General features: G+C 70.7%; 14 protein-coding genes and 2 tRNA genes. 9 read left to right on the top strand and 7 right to left on the bottom strand.

Annotated features, from left to right (window positions below):
• Nucleotides 1-22: 22 nt before the first annotated feature.
• Together DA075_RS21280 and DA075_RS21275 are read right to left on the bottom strand one after the other, a co-directional pair.
• Nucleotides 23-1402: an esterase-like activity of phytase family protein gene (locus DA075_RS21280; protein WP_099954918.1), complete on the bottom strand. Its 1380-nt coding sequence runs from the start codon at nt 1400-1402 to the stop codon at nt 23-25.
• Nucleotides 1403-1505: 103 nt separating this feature from the next.
• Entirely contained in the window at nt 1506-3164 is a 1659-nt protein-coding gene (locus DA075_RS21275) for a histidine kinase famiy protein (protein WP_244936264.1), read from the bottom strand.
• Nucleotides 3165-3436: 272 nt separating this feature from the next.
• On the opposite strand from DA075_RS21275, the gene DA075_RS21270 reads away from it, so the two are divergent.
• The 4 genes from DA075_RS21270 (at nt 3437) to DA075_RS21255 (ending at nt 5364) form a co-directional block, all read left to right on the top strand.
• Nucleotides 3437-3513 (top strand) — tRNA-Pro (locus DA075_RS21270).
• 88 nt (nt 3514-3601) lie between these two features.
• Nucleotides 3602-3678: transfer RNA gene (locus tag DA075_RS21265), tRNA-Pro, on the top strand.
• Nucleotides 3679-3975: 297 nt separating this feature from the next.
• The gene (locus tag DA075_RS21260; protein ID WP_099954916.1) at nt 3976-4458 is read left to right on the top strand and encodes a Ros/MucR family transcriptional regulator; all 483 of its coding nucleotides are present in this window, start codon (nt 3976-3978) and stop codon (nt 4456-4458) included.
• Nucleotides 4459-4533: 75 nt separating this feature from the next.
• A complete protein-coding gene (locus tag DA075_RS21255) occupies nt 4534-5364 on the top strand; it encodes a class I SAM-dependent methyltransferase (protein ID WP_099954915.1) in 831 nt (276 codons plus the stop codon).
• A gap of 48 nt (nt 5365-5412) precedes the next feature.
• Here DA075_RS21255 and DA075_RS21250 read toward each other — a convergent pair whose 3' ends face one another.
• The gene (locus DA075_RS21250; protein ID WP_099954914.1) at nt 5413-6000 is read right to left on the bottom strand and encodes a HupE/UreJ family protein; all 588 of its coding nucleotides are present in this window, start codon (nt 5998-6000) and stop codon (nt 5413-5415) included.
• Between the two features lie 387 nt (nt 6001-6387).
• On the opposite strand from DA075_RS21250, the gene DA075_RS21245 reads away from it, so the two are divergent.
• A complete protein-coding gene (locus tag DA075_RS21245) occupies nt 6388-8445 on the top strand; it encodes a M23 family metallopeptidase (protein WP_099954913.1) in 2058 nt (685 codons plus the stop codon).
• A 43-nt stretch (nt 8446-8488) separates the two neighbouring features.
• Here the strand turns inward: DA075_RS21245 and efeB are convergent, their stop codons facing one another.
• Genes efeB through efeU form a run of 3 tightly spaced genes read right to left on the bottom strand, consistent with a single transcriptional unit; the run spans nt 8489 to nt 11727 of the window.
• On the bottom strand, nt 8489-9745 hold the full coding sequence (gene efeB / locus DA075_RS21240; RefSeq protein ID WP_099954912.1) for an iron uptake transporter deferrochelatase/peroxidase subunit: 1257 nt from the start codon (nt 9743-9745) through the stop codon (nt 8489-8491).
• Nucleotides 9746-9755: 10 nt separating this feature from the next.
• Nucleotides 9756-10868: an iron uptake system protein EfeO gene (efeO, locus tag DA075_RS21235; protein ID WP_099954911.1), complete on the bottom strand. Its 1113-nt coding sequence runs from the start codon at nt 10866-10868 to the stop codon at nt 9756-9758.
• A 19-nt stretch (nt 10869-10887) separates the two neighbouring features.
• Nucleotides 10888-11727 carry an iron uptake transporter permease EfeU gene (efeU, locus tag DA075_RS21230; protein WP_099954910.1) on the bottom strand — a complete coding sequence of 280 codons (840 nt, stop codon included), beginning with the start codon at nt 11725-11727 and terminating at the stop codon, nt 10888-10890.
• Nucleotides 11728-12056: 329 nt separating this feature from the next.
• On the opposite strand from efeU, the gene DA075_RS21225 reads away from it, so the two are divergent.
• The 3 genes from DA075_RS21225 to DA075_RS21215 all read left to right on the top strand — a co-directional run bounded on the left by DA075_RS21225 (nt 12057) and on the right by DA075_RS21215 (nt 15355).
• Nucleotides 12057-12710: an ABC transporter ATP-binding protein gene (locus DA075_RS21225; RefSeq protein WP_099954909.1), complete on the top strand. Its 654-nt coding sequence runs from the start codon at nt 12057-12059 to the stop codon at nt 12708-12710.
• A 100-nt stretch (nt 12711-12810) separates the two neighbouring features.
• On the top strand, nt 12811-14052 hold the full coding sequence (locus DA075_RS21220; RefSeq protein ID WP_099954908.1) for a KpsE/RkpR family capsule polysaccharide export protein: 1242 nt from the start codon (nt 12811-12813) through the stop codon (nt 14050-14052).
• A 76-nt stretch (nt 14053-14128) separates the two neighbouring features.
• Nucleotides 14129-15355 carry an MFS transporter gene (locus DA075_RS21215; RefSeq protein ID WP_099954907.1) on the top strand — a complete coding sequence of 409 codons (1227 nt, stop codon included), beginning with the start codon at nt 14129-14131 and terminating at the stop codon, nt 15353-15355.
• Between the two features lie 379 nt (nt 15356-15734).
• On the opposite strand, the gene DA075_RS21210 is transcribed toward DA075_RS21215, so the two are convergent.
• Nucleotides 15735-16466 (bottom strand): SDR family NAD(P)-dependent oxidoreductase, encoded by a 732-nt coding sequence (locus DA075_RS21210; RefSeq protein WP_099954906.1) that lies wholly within the window; start codon nt 16464-16466, stop codon nt 15735-15737.
• A gap of 82 nt (nt 16467-16548) precedes the next feature.
• Here DA075_RS21210 and DA075_RS21205 point away from each other — a divergent pair, with 82 nt between their 5' ends.
• Nucleotides 16549-16941 (top strand): winged helix-turn-helix transcriptional regulator, encoded by a 393-nt coding sequence (locus tag DA075_RS21205; protein ID WP_099954905.1) that lies wholly within the window; start codon nt 16549-16551, stop codon nt 16939-16941.
• The last annotated feature ends 94 nt before the right edge of the window (nt 16942-17035 follow it).

The raw sequence follows: 17035 nt of genomic DNA, 5'->3' as shown, positions 1-17035 counted from the left end.
CCCGCCTCGTCTTCGTCTCGGGTCAGCGGGCCTTCAGGAACTCCCCCACCTCCAAGAGCACGAACTCGTTGTCGTCCACATTGTGCGGGTCGCGGCTCGCCGAGAACGGCAGGTTGTTGTCGTTGCCGACGATGATGTGGGTGTCGTCCACCTTGTCGACGTTCTCGATGGTGAAGAACGGGAAGGCGAGCGCGCCGTCGGTGAGCGGCTTGCGGGCCTTCTTGGCCGGGTCGGCGATGCGCATCAGGTCGATGGAGCCGATCTTGCGCACCGGACCGCCCTGGTTGGCGTCGGTCAGTTCGATCTTGTAGACGCGCTTGAACTTCGCCGGGACCGAGAAGCAATCCGGTCCCTTCTGACCTGCCGGGCAGGCCCGGTCGGCGGTGCCCTCGCCGTCGTCGCGCTCGATGATCAGGCCGGTGGTCGCGTCGATCAGGTTGAAGTCGCCGATGGCGTTGCCGGCCTGCTCCAGGGGATAGAACCAGAAGCGGCCGGTCCAGGTCTGCGCCTTGGTGTCGAATTCGAGGATGCGTAAGGTTTCGCGGCCGTCGCGGGTCTCGAAAGCCTTGGCGTCGGCGTCCCAGAGCGGACCTTCGAGCAGGGCGTAGAGCCGGCTGCCGTCGGGCGAGGCCGCCATGCCCTCGAAGCCCTTGGAGCGGCGGGCGTTGAACGCCACCGCGCCGCCCGGCACCGCCGGCGTCGTCACCGCCGGGTGGTCGGGGGAGCGGACGGGCTTGCCCGAAGCCAGGGTCTCGACCACCGCCTCGACCTTGCCGCTGCGGTCGGCCTTGATCAGGAACGGGCCGAATTCCTCGCCGATCCAGATCGAATCGCCGACGAACTGGAAGCTCTCGGGGTCGAAGTCGCTGCCGGTGAGGTAGCGGCTCTCGGTCGCCTCGTTGGCGATGCGGAACGGCACCTTCTTGTCCGGGTCGCGCAGGAAGATCGTCTCCAGGCGCTCGACGCCGCCCTTGTCGAAGTCGATCCGGTAGTGGTTGAGGTAGAGCATCGCGTCGGGCGAGTTCGCCTTCGAGCCGAAGCCGTTGTCGGTCAGCACCCAGTAGGTGCCGTCGGGCCTATGCTTGATGCCCGAATGGCCCTGGAGCGGCTGGCCGCGCAGGGGCAGCTTCATGCTGGTGGCGCGGCCCATCGACTGGGCCTCGACCGTGCCGACCGCTTCGACCCGGCGGCCGGTGGTGAACTTGCCGGGCGTCGCGAGATCCTTGGGCGCATCCGCCGGCAGCGGCGCGACGCTGTCGGCCGGCAGCACGGCGTGGCCGGCCAGGGTGGCCGGGAAGGTCTGCGGTGCTGGTGGCGTCTGCGACGTTTGGGGCGTCTGGGCGAAGGCGGCGGGGGCGGCCGACAGCAGGAGCGTGAGGGCGAACAGGGAACGGCGCGGCATGGGGATCCTCGCGAGATCGAGCGCGGCCGTTCTTGCGCGAGGTGCATGTCATCGAGGTGACGACACGCCGTCGTGGCGGGACGAGGCCGCGCCGCGAGCCGGCTCAGCCGTGATGCGGCTCTCCCGGGGCCGGCATCTTTCGGGCGCCGCGGTCGAGGGCGGCGCGGACCCGGTCGGCGAGCTCGGCCTTGCGGTAGGGCTTGCCGAGCACGTCCATGGTCGGGGTCGCGGGCCCCTCCGCCACCAGGTCCTCGTTGTAGCCGGTGGTCAGCAGCACCGGCAGGTCCGGCCGCATCGTTTGAGCCCGGTCGGCCAGGATCAGGCCGTTGACGCTGCCCGGCATCACGATGTCGGAGAACAGGAGGTCGATCCGCTCCTCCCGCTTCAGAATCTCCAAAGCCTCCCCGCCGTCGCGGGCGGTCAGCACCTGGTAGCCGAGGCTCTCGAGGTATTCGCGGGCCAGCGCCCGCACGTCGTCGCTGTCCTCGACCACCAGCACGGTCTCGTCGCCGCGCCGCAGCGCCGGCCGGCGCTCGGTGGGCTCCTCCTCCGCCACGGCGCCCGGGCCGGCCGGAAACAGCATCGTGATGGTGGTGCCATTCTTGGGACGGCTCTCGATCTCGAGGCGGCCGCGGGATTGCTGCACGAAGCCGTGCGCCATGGCCAGCCCGAGGCCGGTGCCCTTGCCGGGGCCCTTGGTCGAGAAGAACGGCTCGGTCGCCCGCTCGGCGACGTGGGGCGCCATCCCCTCCCCCTCGTCGCGCACCCGCAACGCCACGTAGTCGCCGGGTGGCAGGCCGCGGGCACGGCCGTCGCCGTTGAGAAGGACCGTTCCGGTCGAGATCGTCACCGTGCCGCCCGCCGGCATCGCGTCGCGGGCGTTGATGAGCACGTTGAGGAGCGCCATCTCCAGGTTGGTGCGGTCGAGGGTGACCGCCGGCAGCCGCGGCGTGAGGTCGAGGCGCACCGAGACGGTGCTGCCGAGCGTGCTCTCCGCCACCTCGGCGAAGGCGAGCACCAGGGCGTTGAGGTTGAGCGAGCGCGGCTCCAGCCGCGCCTTGCGGGCGAAGGACAGGAGCTGCTTCGTCAGCTTCGCGCCCCGCTCCGCCGCGCCGGCGGCGTTGGCGAGCTGGCGCTGGGCCCGCTCGCCGGCGACGGAGCCTCGGGCCAGCTCCAGGTTGCCGCTGACGACCTGGAGCAGGTTGTTGAAGTCGTGGGCGAGGCCGGCGGTGAGCTGGCCGATCGCCTCCATCTTCTGGGCCTGGCGGAAGGCCTGCTCCGACACGCGCCGCCGCGTCACGTCGAGCTGCGAGGCGAAGAAGTAGACGATCTCCCCAGCCTCGTCGAAGACCGGGCCGATGAAGATGCCGTTCCAGAACGGCGAGCCGTCGCGCTTGTAGTTGAGGATCTCGGTCGCGACCGACCGGCTCGCCTCGACCGCCTCGCGCAGCTCGCGCACGGTCTCGCGGTTCGTCTCTGGACCCTGCAGGAAGCGGCAGTTGCGGCCGACCAGCTCCGCCTGCGTGTAGCCGGTGAGGTCCTGGAACGCCCGGTTGGCGAACACGATCGGATTGTCGGGCTGCCGCGGATCGGTCAGGATCATCGGCATCCGGGTCATCTCGATCGCCGCGAAGAACACGCTGCCGCGATCGTCGAGACCGGGCTCGCGGATCGTCGCGGATTTCAGATGCGCCAGGGACGGCGCCTCCGCAGAGTGGCTGGCTCCCGGCTCCGGCACCCCGACCTGGTCGTCTTCGCTCACGCAGCCACCCGGCTCGCCATACGCCACCCCGCCGGTGTCGACTGTCCTGACGACGGGACAATGGGGGGCGGGAGCGAATCGCGCAAGGTCTTCCCGTCCCTCATCCCTCGCCCTTCCCTCTGCCTCCTTGCCCTCGATCCTGGCCCTCACCGGCGAGCGCCGCCGCGGCCCGCACCATGCCGGCTCAAGAAACTCGGCCATCGCGCATGAACGGCCTTGCGGCGCCCGGATGCCCTCGCTATAAGCCCGGTCGTCGGCCACGGCCGGCCGTTCGGAGTGTAGCGCAGTCTGGTAGCGCACCACGTTCGGGACGTGGGGGTCGCAGGTTCAAATCCTGCCACTCCGACCAGCGCTCTTACGAGCCTGAGTCTTCCCGAGATGGTCAAACATCTGCACAAGATGTTTTGATTGTATGATACCCGTGCCCTCGGGCGCGTCGGAGTGTAGCGCAGTCTGGTAGCGCACCACGTTCGGGACGTGGGGGTCGCAGGTTCAAATCCTGCCACTCCGACCATTCATCCGCCGCCGGGCGGATCCTCCTCAAGACCTAATCCTCATCTCATCCCTGCCGCATGCGACGGTGCGGGATCGCCCCTGCACCGCGTCCGACGGCCGCGTGGCGGCCCGGTGGGGCGCTCTCCTACATCGAAGAGCGTAGCCCAATTCATAAACATAAGTTAGTCAGCGTTCATCCCAAATGATCGATCAAGACTGGTTACGTCCACAGGATTAACCTCGACAAACGTGCAGTCTGTTTGACGTTTGGTCGTTGTCATGCATTCTTTATCGCGAATGCAGACGGGGTGGGGCGATGAATGTCGAGGAGAATGGCTCTGGTGACCGCGTCGTTGATCTTTGCGCCGCGATCATCACGGCTTACGTATCGAACAATGCGGTGCCGCCGAACGAGTTGCCGCCTATGATCGGCGCCATCCATACGACCCTGACCCAGCTGATGGCGCCGCCCGCGCCAGAGCCGCCGAAGCCCGAGCCGCCGATCCCGATCCGCCGGACGGTGACGCCGGATCACATCATCAGCCTCGAGGACGGCAAGCCCTACAAGACGCTCAAGCGCCACCTCGCCGGCCGCGGCCTCACGCCGGACCAGTACCGCGAGAAATGGGGCTTGCCGCGCGACTACCCGATGGTGGCGGCCAACTACGCCTCGCAGCGCTCGGAACTCGCCAAGAACAGCGGTCTCGGCCGGCGGCGCTTGCGCGGGGCCGAGGGCGGCGGCGACGCGGCGCCCGCCCCCACCGGGGGGCGGCGCGGCCGGCCGCGGAAGTCGAGCTGACGCGATCCCGCTTGTCCCCTGGCCCGCGCAGGCTGTACTTCTGTCCGGACGATGGGACGACGGGGGCTTGCGCCGATGCCTGAGCCGATCACCCAGACGGAGTACTGGAACGGCGATGTCGGCACGCGCTGGGCCGACATGCAGGCGGAGCTCGACCGCGTCTTCGCGCCCCTGACCGCGTCCCTGCTCGACGGCGCCGGCCTCCGGCCCGGCGAGCGGGTGCTCGATATCGGCTGCGGCTGCGGCGAGACCGCCCTGCTGGCGGCGGCCCGCACGGGGCCGGGCGGCGGCGTCACGGCTCTGGACGTGTCCCGGCCGATGCTGGCCCGGGCCCGCACCCGGCCGGCCGCCGGCGCGCCGATCGCCTGGATCGAGGCCGACGCACAGACCCATCCCTTCGCACCGGAGCACGACGTCGCGCTGTCGCGGTTCGGGGTGATGTTCTTCGAGGAGTCGCGCGCGGCCTTCGCCAATATCCGGCGGGCCCTGCGGCCGGGGGGCCGGCTCGTCGTCCTGTGCTGGCGGGCGCTCGCCGAGAATCCGTGGGTGAGCGTGCCGCGCGCCGCGGTGCTGAGCGTGGTGCCCGAGCCGCCGCCGTCGCCTCCGGGCGGGCCGGGGCCGTTCCGGTTCGCGGAGGGCGGGGCGCTGGTCGATCTCCTGGGGCAGGCCGGCTTCGCGGATGCCGCGGTCGCACCCGTCGACCACCCGGTGGAGATCGGCGCCGACGCGGAGGCGGCCGCGCGCTTCTCCGCCACCGTCGGGCCCATCGCCGGGCTCCTGCGCGAGATCGAGGATCCGGCCTTGCGCGAGCGGGCCCTGGCGGCATTGCGGGAGGCGATGCCTCCGACGGGTCCGGTGCGCCTCGGCGCCGCCTGCTGGCTCGCGACGGCGATCAACCCGGGGTGACCGGAGCCGCCGCGCGGCCCCGGTCGTGGATCGATCGGTGAGCGGGAGTCAGAGGGTACCGGCGAGCACCGCCACGCCCGCCACCGCCACCGCGGCCCCGGCGAAGGGCAGCGCGCGGCCCTGAGCGACGCGGCCGGCGGCGAGCCCGAGGCCGATGCCGGCGAGGTGCAGGAGCCCGCTGGCGGCCAGGAAGCCGATACCGTAGGTCAGGCCGGAGGCGGTCTCGGGCATCTCGGCGCCGTGGGCGTAGCCGTGGAACACCGCGAAGGCCCCGACCAGGGCGAGCGCCGCGGCGAGCGGCAGGCCGGCGCCCAGAGCCGCCGCGAGGCCGAAGGCCACCACCGACAGGCCGATCCCGGCCTCGACGAAGGGCAGCGCGATGCCGGCGGCGCCGAGCGCCCCGCCGACCGCCATCATGCCCAGGAAGGCCAGCGGCACCGCCCAGAGCGCCCGCCCGCCCCGCGCCGCCGCCAGCAGGCCGACCGCCACCATGGCGAGCAGGTGGTCCGCCCCGCTCAGGGGATGGGCGAAGCCGTGGACGAGCCCGCCGGCGTCGCCGTGGCCCGGATGCGCGAAGGCGGCTTGCGAGGAGAGGAGCAGCAGGGCGGCAGCGAGGCCGGCGTGACGACGCGTCATGGAAAACTCCCGGAAAGGGTCGGCGGAACCGTAGTGCAAGACGGGCCGCGGGGGAAACCGCCGGCTCGCGGGAAACGTGGCAGGACGCAGAGTGCGTGCTCCCGCCCGAAGGTGGTCCGGGCGGCGGCGGCGGCCATGCGGCAAAATCGAGCGTCGGGGCGGGATCGGGCACCCCCGGGAGCGGGTCCGGCGCCTCAATCCTGACATGCTGGCGCCGGAGAGACAGCCTCGACCTGAGGGCCGCACGCACCGTGCGGCCGCTTGGGGATGCGCTTCCCGCCCGCCGTTGATTTCCCTGCCCGGGCCACGCATGGTCATGGCGCTGCGGAAGCGGATCCGGAAGCGTCCTTCCGCCGTCGTGGCACGTCCGCGGCGGCACCGGAACGGATGAGCGAAGGAGAGACGGTGAAGCGCGCGCGGCTCGACCCGGTCGGATCCCAGCAGGCGCCCCGCGGACGGTCCGCCGATCCGGGCCGGGAGCCGCCGCTCGACCTCTCGGGCGCCGCCTCCCCCCGGGCCGACCGCCGCGACGTCAACCTGCGCTGGCTCACCGCCTGCGTGCTCACCGGCATGACCGGCGCCTGCCTGATCGGATCGGCGATCTGGGTCTCGCTGCAGGGTGAGATCACCTTCGCGGAGCTGCCGCAGGCGGTGACGGTGGCGCCCCGCCCGGTCGCCAGCGAGGGCGGCACCAACCTCGCCCGCAAGGGCGACCGGCTGGTGCGCAACCCGATGGTGGCGCTCGCCAAGCAGAGCTTCAAGGCGCCGGTGACCCTCCGGGCGGGCGAGCGCGAGATCATCAAGGTCCGGCCCTTCGTGCGGATCGCCACCGCGCTCTCGGCCACCGCCGGGCTGGCGGCGACCGACATCCCGCCCTTCGATCCGATGCGGTTCTTCACCGATCCGGGCACCGACCGGGCCCCGGAGGCGCAAAGTCCCGCCGAGGCGCCGGACGCCGAGGTGTCGGTGGTCAAGCGCGACCTCGGCGACCTCGCGGTGCCGGCCGGCGCCCCCGCCCTGTCGGACGAGGACGTGGCGGCCCAGATCGAGGAGGAGCGGCGGCTCGCCGCCGAGGCCGGGCGGCGCGCCGCGCTGCCCATCGCCCCGCAGCTGATGCTCTCGCGCACGCTGCGCAGCATGACCGCCCTGCCCGGCCTCGACGGCGGCGGCGATTTCGGCGGTTCGTCCGGCCCGTTCAAGTCGATCGAGGTCCGGGTGATGCGCGAGAACGTCACCGATCTCGCCAAGATCGAGCGCGAGCGGGACGCGCCGCTGGTCGAGGAGCGCGACGTCGCGATCAAGCGCGGCGAGACCCTCGAGGGCGTGCTCAAGGCCAATGGCGGCCTCGACGAGCAGATCCGCCCGATCCTGGCGGCCCTCGGCACGCGGGTGCGGTCCGGCGCAGTCGGCGAGGGCCAGCAGATGCGGCTCCAGGTCGGCCCCGGCCCCCGGGCCGGCGACCCGCGCCAGCTCACCCGGGTCATCCTCTACGGCGAGTCCGGCGTCGAGGCGATCGCCGCGATGAACGACCGCGGCGCCTTCGTGTCGGTGGCCCCGCCGGTGCCGGAGGGCGCCGCCCAGAAGCCGGCTGCGAAGCCGGACGCCGACGACGACGAGGAGGGCACGGGCGCGCGCCTCTATGCCAGCCTCTATGAGACCGCGGCGCGCCACGACCTGCCGCGCTCGACGGTCGAGGACCTGGTGCGGATCTTCGGCTACGACGTCGATTTCGAGCGCCGCGTCGCCACCGGCGACGGCATGGAGCTGTTCTACACCTACGACGAGGAATCCGGCGGCTCGTCCGAGCGGCCCGACATCCTGTTCGCGGCCCTCAACCTCGGCGGCGAATCGCGGCGGATCTACCGTTTCCAGTCGCCCGACGACGGCAGCGTCGACTATCTCGACGAGGCCGGCCGCTCGCTGAAAAAATTCCTGCTGCGCAAGCCCGTCGCCGACGGCAACATGAGTTCAGGCTTCGGCTATCGCCGCCACCCGGTGCTCGGCTACGCCAAGCTCCATACCGGCGTCGACTGGTCGATCCGCATCGGCACGCCGATCTTCGCCGCCGGCAACGGCACGATCATCAAGGCGGAGTGGGATTCGGGCTATGGCCGCCGGGTCGAGATCCAGCACGCCAACGGCTACGTCACCACCTACAACCACATGTCCCGGTTCGGCCGCGGCGTCAGCGCCGGCGCCAAGGCACGCCAGGGCCAGGTCATCGGCTATGTCGGCTCCACCGGCCTCTCGACCGGGGCGCACCTGCATTACGAGGTGATCATCAACGGCCACTTCGTCGACCCGATGAAGATCCGCGTGCCCCGCGGCCGCGAGCTCGACGGCCGGCTGCTCGCCGAGTTCCGCCGCCAGCGCGACCAGATCGACGGGCTGATCCAGAAGTCGGGCGCGCCGACGACGCTGGCGCAGCGCGAGGCGATGCGCTGACGGGCCGCCGACCGGCCTGCCCGCCGGGGTCCGGTCTCCGGGTTCAGGCCCCGACCAGGAGCCCCTGCCCCAGGACGCCGCCCGGCTCCGGCACGCCCGGCAGGGCATAGAAGTACCCGCCGCCGACGGGCTTGATGTATTCCTCCAGCGGCTCGCCGTTGAGCCGGTTCTGCACTGCCACGAAGCCGGCCTCGAGGTCGGCTTGGTAGCAGACGAAGAGCAGGCCCATGTCGAGCTGGCCCGACGGGGTTATTCCGGCCGAGTAGTTGTAGCCCCGGCGCAGGATCAGGCTCGCCGCCGTCCCGGGCGTGCGCGGATTGGCGAGCCGGATATGCGCGTCCATCGGCGTGCGCGTGCCGGCCGGGTCCGAGGCGTAGTCCGGCAGGGCGTGCTCGTCGGTCTCGCCGAGCGGCGCGCCGCTGTCCTTGTGGCGGCCGAAGATCCGCTCCTGCTCGCGCAAAGGGGTGCGGTCCCACCGCTCGACGAAGTTCCGGATGATCCGCACCACCTGGTAGGAGCCGCCCGACGCCCAGGCCGGCTCCCCGCTGCCCGGCTGCACCCAGACCTGGCGGCGCATCAGGGCGTCGTCGCGGGTGTCGAGGTTGGCTGTGCCGTCCTTGAAGCCCAGGAAATTGCGCACCGTGTCCTGGCCCTGGCGCTTGACCACGTGGGGCGGCAGCATGCCTTCGAGCTTCCAGCGCAAGGACACGAGGCCCGGCGTGTGGCGGATCACGTCGCGCAGGGCGTGCAGGGTGGTCTCGGCGGTGTTGGCGCAGAATTGCAGCAGCAGGTCGCCGTGGCAGAGCTTCCCGTCGAGGGAATCGTTCGGGAAGCGATCCATCGGCCGCAGGTGGCGGGGCTTGACGCCCTCGAGGCCATAGCGGTCGTCGAACAGGCTCGCGCCGACGCTGAGCGTGGCGGTGAGGTTGTCGGGCAGCACCTGTGGCCCGAGGATGCCGGAATCGGCCGGCGGCAGCCGCGGGTCGAGGGGCGGCACCGGCCCGCCGGCGGTCAGGAAGGCGAAGCGCTCGGTCAGGATCCGAAGGAGCTTGGCGAGGTCGCCGCGATCCTCGGCCAGCACGTCGAGGGCGACGACCAGGGCGGCGGCCGGCTGCGGCGTGACGATGCCGGCCTGGTGCGGGCCGTGGAACGGCTGGCGGTCGAGGGTGCCGTCGCTGGAGGCCGTGGGCGTCGCGTCGGCGGCGCGGGCCTGCGGAGCTCCGAGTGCGGCGGCGCCGGTGCCGGCGGCGAGCCCGCGCAGCAGGGCGCGGCGGGAGGTCGAGAACGGGCAGGAGGCCATGGCAGGAGCCTCAATCCAGGCCGAGCTTGCCGCGCAGGGTCGAGAGATCCTCGGCCAGCACCGTGATCGGACCTTTGAGGGCGTTGCGGTCGCGGTCGCTCAAGGCGTCAAAGGGCGTGAAGCCGCCATCCTCGGTCCGGTATTTCCCGAGCAGCGCGTCGACCCGCGAAAAATTCTTCTCAGTGCGGGCGACGAAGTCGGGGTCGCGGGCGGCCACCAGGGGCCGCAGGAGGTCGAAGATCTTGCGCGCGCCCTCGACATTGGCGTGGAAGTCCCACAGGTCGGTGCGGCTGTACCGGTCCTCCTCGCCGGAGATCTTGGTCGCGGCGACCTCCTCGATCAGGCCGGCGGCACCGCCGACCATCTTGGCCGGCGGGATGGTGAGGTCGGTGATCCGCCGCTTCAGCTCGGTGGCGTCGGCGAGGAGCCGGTCGGCGTAGGCGCCCAGCCCCTCGGTGCTGGCGTCGGCCCACAGACCCTTCTCGAGGCGGTGGAAGCCGGTGAAGCCCGGATCGGCCTCCTTCCTCTCGAAGTCGTCGGCCCGCACGTCCATGCTCTTGTCGAGGTCGTTGAACAGGGACGCCACCGGCTCGATGCGCTCGTAGTGCCGCCGCGCCACCGGGTAGAGGGCCTTGGCCTCGCCGATCCGGCCCGCTTTCACCGCCTCGACGAAGGCGGCGGTCTGCTTGTGGAAGGCCTCGACCTCGCCCATCACGTAGAGCTTGTAGGCGGCGAGCGGGCCGACCAGGGCCATCGGGTCGGGGGCGCCCGGGGCCGCCGCCGCGGCCGCCGTGACCGTCAGGGTGCCCTTCGGGTTGCTGAGCAGCCCGCAGGTCATTTCGTAGCGGCCGGGCTGGAGCGTCGCCGAAAGCGACTGCACGAAGCCCGGGATGATGTTCTCCCGCTCCTCGACGATCATCGTGCCCTGGAGGATCTCCCATTCCAGCACCCGGCGGCTCTTGTTGCTGATCCTGAACACCGACTTGCCGGCCGGCACCGTGAGGGCGGCGGGCTCGCAGCCCTTGTCGGTCACCGTGACGGCGACGGGCTCGGGGGCCTCCGCCAGAGCGGGGCCGGCGGAGAGGAGGAGAACGGCGAGGGCGGCCGGCCGGCGGGCGGTCATCGTGGATGTCCTCGGAGGGTCAGGCGTGGCGGGGCTGCGCGGCGGGAGTCGGCCGGGCACCGGCGAGGAAGGCCCACAGCGCCGGGATCAGGAAGCCGAGATAGACCAGCACCTCGCCCCAGGCCGGGGCCTCCTGGTAGCCGAAGATCCCGGTGAGCAGGGTTCCGAGCACGGTATCGGCCGGCAGGACGTGGCCGAGGTCGAAGGCGGTGGCCTGGAGGTGGTTCCACAGGCCGGCCTCGTGGAAGGCCTTGAGCGCGCTGGCGAGCAGGCCCGCGGTGACGAACAGGATGAACACCCCGGTCCAGCGGAAGAAGCGGCGCAGGTCGAGGCGCACGGCGCCCTTGGCGAGCGCGACGCCGACCAGCACCGAGAGCGCGATGCCGAGCAAGGCCCCCACCGGCACGCCCCAGCCGACATCCTGCTGCACCGTGGCGAGGAGGAAGAACACCGATTCGAGCCCCTCGCGGCCCACCGCCAGGAACGCCATCACGGCGAGGGCGAACCCGCCTCTCGCCTTGCCATGGCGACCGAGCGCCTGGTCGACGGCGCCGTGCAGCTCGGCCCGCACCGAGCGGGCGGCCTTTCGCATCCAGAACACCATCGTGCACAACATGCCGGCGGCGAGCAGCGCGATGACGCCCTCGGCCAGCTCCTGCTGCTTCTGCGGGAATTCGGCGCCGATCGCCTGCAACCCGAGGCCTAGGCCCAAGCAGAGCAGGGCGGCCAGCACGACGCCGCCCCACACGGCCGGCATCCAGGCCCGCCGCCCGGTCTGGGCAAGGTAGCCGGCGATGATGCCGACGATCAGGGCCGCCTCGATCCCCTCGCGCAGCATGATCAGGAACGCAATCAGCACGGCCGTCTTTCCGGAAACGATACGAGAGAGGCCGCTGTTTAATCCAAAAGCCCGCCGGCTCATAGCGCCGCGTCAAGTTTCTTCTTTATAATAACTTGAAACTGGCTCCGCATCATCCGGGCCCCGCGCAGGCGTGGAGCGCGCCCGGCAGAGGGGCGGCTTCTCAGATTCGCCGCTTTTTCCGCCTACCCCCCAAGCCTGCCGGCCACTGCGGCCGGTCTCGTTAACCGTGCGGATGCCGGGTCGGCGCATGATCGGGGAGGTCCGCGAGGCCGCCGGTCGCGTGCCGGCAGGCGGCCGCACCCCTTTCGAGCGTGTCTTTTCCGCCCATGATCCGCCTCGACAACGTCACCAAGATCTACAAGACGGACGGGTACCGCCGCACCATCCTCGACCAGGCGTCGCTGACCCTGAAGCCCGGGGTGAGCTACGGCATCCTGGGCATCAACGGCGCCGGCAAGTCGACGACCCTGCGGCTGCTGGCCGGCTGCGAGTTGCCGACGAAGGGCCGCGTGATCCGCACCACCCGGATTTCCTGGCCGCTCGGCTTCGCGGGCGGCTTCCACTCGATGATGACGGGCCGCGAGAACGTGATCTTCGTCGCCCGCATCTACGGCGAGGATCCGCGCCGGGTCCTGGCCTTCGTGGAGGATTTCGCCGAGCTTGGCGACTACATGAACGTGCCGATCCGCAACTACTCCTCGGGCATGGGCGCGCGGCTCGCCTTCGGCATGAGCATGGCGATCCCCTTCGATTGCTACATCGTCGACGAGATCACCGGCGTCGGCGATGCCCGCTTCGCCAAGCGCTGCGAGGAGGTGTGGAGCCAGCGCCGGGCGAATGCCGACATCATCATGTGCTCGCACTCGATGGACACGATCCGGGACTATGCCCAGCAGGGGATCGTGCTGGCGAACGGCCGCGCCGTGATCTATTCCGACATCAACGACGCGATCGAAGTCTACCAGCGCCTGAACCAGTGAGGGCGACGCTCCCGGTTGTCCCTCGCCTCCGCTCTTCCCGTCTTCCCGGCCGGCCGGTGCCTCCCGCGCCCCGGCCCCGCCCCAGCCGGAATCCCCTGCCATGACGATCGACGCCCGCAATCCGGAAGGTAAGGCGCTCAGCCCCGCCGACCGCTCCCGGATGATCGGCGAGGCCCTGCGGCAGGCGGCCCGGGTGTCGCGCTTCTCGAACCCGAACAAGTCCACCATCCGGACGATCCGGACGCAACGGCGCCGGGACATCGTCACCCCGCTCCTGTTCCTGTTCCTGTTCGTGCTCCCGTCCCTGGCGAGCGCCGTGTTCTTCGGCCTCTACCTCTCGGACCGCTACGTGACCGAGGCGCGTTTCGCCCTGCGGCCGGCGATCGGTGGGGCCGAAAAGGCGACGCCGGATTCGGTCGGCACCACCTCGAGCATCCCGGCCCAGATGATCGCCCAGGATTCGATGATCGTTGGCGAGTACATCAAGAGCCGGACGATGGTCGAGACGCTCGAGCGTACCGTGCCGTTGCGGAAGATGTTCTCGCGCGACGACATCGATCACTATTCGCGCTTCGATCCCGAGAAGCCGATCGAGAAGCTCGTCCGCTACTGGACCGAGCGGGTGAAGGTCAGCGTCGAATCGTCCGGCCTGATCGAGGTTGCGGTCAATGCCTTCGATCCCGACGATTCCCTGACGCTGAGCCGGGCCGTGCTGGCCGAGAGCGAGCGGCTGGTGAACCAGCTCACCGAGCGGGCCCGCACCGACGCCCTGGCGGAGAGCGAGCGCGAGATGAAGCGCGCTGAGGCGCGGCTGACCAAGCTCCACGTCGCGGTGCGCGACCTGCGCAACCGGGACGGCGTGCTCGACGCCCAGAAGGCCAACGACACCAACTTGAAGATGGTCGCCGAGATCCGTTCCCAGCGGATCGGCCTCGCCGTCAAGCTCAGCCTGCTCCAGCGCGACCTGCGCGACGACAGCCGCAGCATCCAGGATCTCAAGGCCCAGATCGCCCAGCTCGACGAGACCATCGCCCGCATCGAGCGCGAGGCGGCCAACCAGGATCCGGAGCAGCGCCGGGTTCTCTCGGCGACCCTGACGAAGTTCGAGGAGCTCGACGCCGAGCGCAAGACCGCCGAGAAGTATTACGCCGCGACGATCGCCGCGCGGGAGCGCTCGCGGATGATCGCCGACCGGCAGATCGAGTTCTTCAGCATGATCGTCGAGCCAGTGAAGGCGGAATCGGCCCAGCAGCCGCGGCGCACGCTCTTCATCGCGATCTCGATCGCCGTCTCGGCCCTGGCCTTCGGCCTCTCGGTCCTGATCCGCAAGGCCCTGACCTGATCCCCTCCCGCGGCCCGTCCCGGGGCGGGTGCGCCGACCTCGCATCCCCGCCGCCCGGGCGGGGCACGGACCGACCATGCTCTCCCCCGCCCCGTCCGGCTGGACGCTCTTTCGCAACCGCGACTTCCGGCTCTTCGGCGGCGCCCGTTTCCTCACCGGCCTCGCCTACCAGATGCAGGCGGTGGCGGTGGGCTGGTTCGTCTACGACCTGACCCGCAGCGCGCTCGCGCTCGGCTTTGTCGGCCTCGCGAGCTTCGCCCCCGCGATGCTCGGTGCCCTGGTCACCGGCCACGTCGCCGACACGTTCGACCGGCGCCGGATCGCGGCGCTCTCCTACGGGCTCCTGGCGCTCGCCGGCCTCGGCCTGATGGGGCTGGCCCTCTCCCACTCCACCCCTGTATGGCCGGTCTACGCCCTGATGGTGCTCGTCGGCACCGCGCGGGCCTTCGCCAACCCGGCGAGCCAGGCGCTCCTGCCGACTCTGGTGCCGCGGGAGCAGTTCGGCAGTGCCATCGCGCTCAACTCCTCGCTGTGGCAGAGCGCCTCCGTGACCGGGCCGGCGCTCGGCGGCCTCCTCTACGCGCTCGGACCCGCCGTGGTGTTCGGCCTCGCCGCCGCCTGCTTCGCCTTCGCGGCGGTCAGCATCATCGGCATCCGGCCGCTTCCCGCCGCAATTACGGCCCGTCCGGCCCTGACCTGGGCGACCCTGCTCGCCGGGCTGACCTATATCCGCTCGCAGCCGGTGGTGCTCGGCGCCATCACCCTCGACCTCGTGGCGGTCCTGCTCGGCGGCGCCACGGCGCTCCTGCCGATCTTCGCCCAGGAGGTGCTCTTCGTCGGGCCCCTCGGCCTCGGGCTCCTGCGCAGCATGCCGGCCCTCGGCTCGGTCGCGACCGCGATCCTCCTCGCCCACCGCCCGCTGACCCGCCGGGTCGGCCCGCGGCTGCTGATCGCGGTCGGGGTCTTCGGCCTCGCCACGATCGGCTTCGGCCTCTCGACCTCGCTCCCCCTGTCGATGGCCTGCCTGTTCGTGACGGGGGCGGCCGACATGGTCAGCGTCTACGTGCGCCAGAGCCTGGTCCAGGGCGAGACGCCGGACGCGATGCGCGGCCGGGTCGCGGCGGTCAATACCGTGTTCATCGGCGCCTCCAACGAACTCGGCGAGTTCGAATCCGGCACGCTCGCGGCCCTGGTCGGGGCGGTGCCGGCGGTGGTGGTCGGTGGGGTCGCGACGGTGGCGGTGGCGGCCCTGTGGGGGCGGTTGTTTCCGGCCCTTCGGCGGCGGGACCAGCTCATCACCTGAGAGCGCACGCTGGCGCTGGCGTCGAATCCAAGTCTCCAGCTGGTCGAGCGGCGGCTATCGACCCATTGCAGAAGCCCGGAACGTCCGTTCGCAGGCTGCATGGTGAGGCGGCGACCTACTGCCGGGACGGCTGGTTTCGCGACGATCCGCTTCGGGGCTGAAACCATTATACCATCGCGCTTTCGCATCGACACGTCGATGCGAAAGCGTCCGGCGCATCAGCGCCGACGCCCTTTCGGGCTTAGTGCACCTCACAAAACTCCCGCTACACCGGCGCCGCCACAGCGAGCGACAAAAGGGACCGGGAGTTTTGTGAGAGACACTTAAGCCAGCGCCTTCGAACGACTCCGTTCGAAGGCGCGGCGGTATTATCGGTCAGCTAGACTTGGCGCATCCCGCCATCGACGCACAGTTCGGCTCCCGCGACAAAACTCGCCTCGTCGCTCAGCAGGAACAGCGTGGCCGCCGCGACCTCCTCCGGACGCGCCATGCGGCCGAGCGGGATCGGCGCGATCAGCGCGGCCCGCCCCTCCTCCGGCACGCTCGCCATCATGGCGGTGTCGGTCGGGCCGGGGGCCACCACGTTCACGCGGATGCCCTGCGGGGCTAGTTCCGCCGTCCATGTGCGCGCGTAGGACCGCAGCGCCGCCTTCGTCGCGGCATAGGTCCCGTAGGGCGTGATGCCCGCGGCGTCGGCGATCGATCCCATCAGCACGACGGACCCACCCCGCCCCATTGCGCCCAGGGCCGCCTGCAACCCGAAGACGGCGCCACGGACGTTGACCGCGAAGTGCCGGTCGAAATGCTCGGGCGTCTCGTCGCGCAGGGTCGCCGGTTCCGAGATGCCCGCGTTGAGGACCAGCGCGTCGATCCGGCCATGCGTCTCCCGCACCGTCGCCACGACGCGGTGCAGATCTTCTCGTCGGGCTGCGTCTGCGACGAGACCCCGCGCACCGCGCCCGATCCTCGCAGCGGCTGCCTCGACCTCGTCGGCGCGCCGCCCGGTGAAGACGACCGAAGCGCCCTCGATTACCAGCCGCTCGGCGACCGCGAGGCCGATGCCCTTCGCCCCGCCGACCACGAGAGCAACCTTGTCCACCATGCGAGCCATCGCGGCATCCCTTCATCTGCGATGGCGCAAGAGATACAGATCGTATATCTGCTATCAAGAACGCACTTAGGTTAGCCTAGATATGGTCGATGATACCGATCTCGATGCCGCGTCCGCGTGCGCGCTCGCCGACATGGCGCGGGTCCGCCCGGTGCTGGACAAGATCGCCGATAAGTGGACGATCCTGATCCTCACGGTGCTCTGCCCGCGGCCGTCGCGGTTCAACGCGATCAAGCGGCGGCTCGATGGCATCACGCACAAGGCTCTGGCGGACGCGCTGAAGCGACTGGAGCGTAACGGTCTGGTCACCCGGACGGTGCTGCCGACCTCACCGATCGGCGTCGAGTACGCGATTACTCCGCTTGGTCATTCGCTGCGCCAGCCGTTCGAGGCGCTCTGCTCGTGGGCACTCAATAATGGTGCGGCGATTGAGGCGGCCAACTACGAGCATGACAGCAACAAAGCGAGGTCGTGAGAGCGCGCCTGCTTTCGATTCGCCAGATGTTGAGCCGCTTTGTCTTGTCAGGGTCGATGGCGGACCGTCCGCTCACGGGCCGAGCGTTGAAGCC

Source organism: Methylobacterium currus (assembly GCF_003058325.1).
Lineage (GTDB): Bacteria > Pseudomonadota > Alphaproteobacteria > Rhizobiales > Beijerinckiaceae > Methylobacterium > Methylobacterium currus.
This window is presented reverse-complemented; position numbering and strand designations above follow the sequence as displayed.

Bases quoted from the DNA above. Each gene is read 5' to 3' on its own strand.
- DA075_RS21255 (WP_099954915.1), top strand. From the start codon at position 4,534: ATGCCTGAGCCGATCACCCAGACGGAGTACTGGAACGGCGATGTCGGC.
- DA075_RS21225 (WP_099954909.1), top strand. From the start codon at position 12,057: ATGATCCGCCTCGACAACGTCACCAAGATCTACAAGACGGACGGGTAC.
- efeO (WP_099954911.1), bottom strand. From the start codon at position 10,868: ATGACCGCCCGCCGGCCGGCCGCCCTCGCCGTTCTCCTCCTCTCCGCC.
- DA075_RS21205 (WP_099954905.1), top strand. From the start codon at position 16,549: ATGGTCGATGATACCGATCTCGATGCCGCGTCCGCGTGCGCGCTCGCC.
- DA075_RS21280 (WP_099954918.1), bottom strand. From the start codon at position 1,402: ATGCCGCGCCGTTCCCTGTTCGCCCTCACGCTCCTGCTGTCGGCCGCC.
- efeB (WP_099954912.1), bottom strand. From the start codon at position 9,745: ATGGCCTCCTGCCCGTTCTCGACCTCCCGCCGCGCCCTGCTGCGCGGG.
- DA075_RS21260 (WP_099954916.1), top strand. From the start codon at position 3,976: ATGAATGTCGAGGAGAATGGCTCTGGTGACCGCGTCGTTGATCTTTGC.
- DA075_RS21210 (WP_099954906.1), bottom strand. From the start codon at position 16,466: ATGGCTCGCATGGTGGACAAGGTTGCTCTCGTGGTCGGCGGGGCGAAG.
- DA075_RS21215 (WP_099954907.1), top strand. From the start codon at position 14,129: ATGCTCTCCCCCGCCCCGTCCGGCTGGACGCTCTTTCGCAACCGCGAC.
- DA075_RS21250 (WP_099954914.1), bottom strand. From the start codon at position 6,000: ATGACGCGTCGTCACGCCGGCCTCGCTGCCGCCCTGCTGCTCCTCTCC.
- DA075_RS21245 (WP_099954913.1), top strand. From the start codon at position 6,388: ATGAGCGAAGGAGAGACGGTGAAGCGCGCGCGGCTCGACCCGGTCGGA.
- DA075_RS21220 (WP_099954908.1), top strand. From the start codon at position 12,811: ATGACGATCGACGCCCGCAATCCGGAAGGTAAGGCGCTCAGCCCCGCC.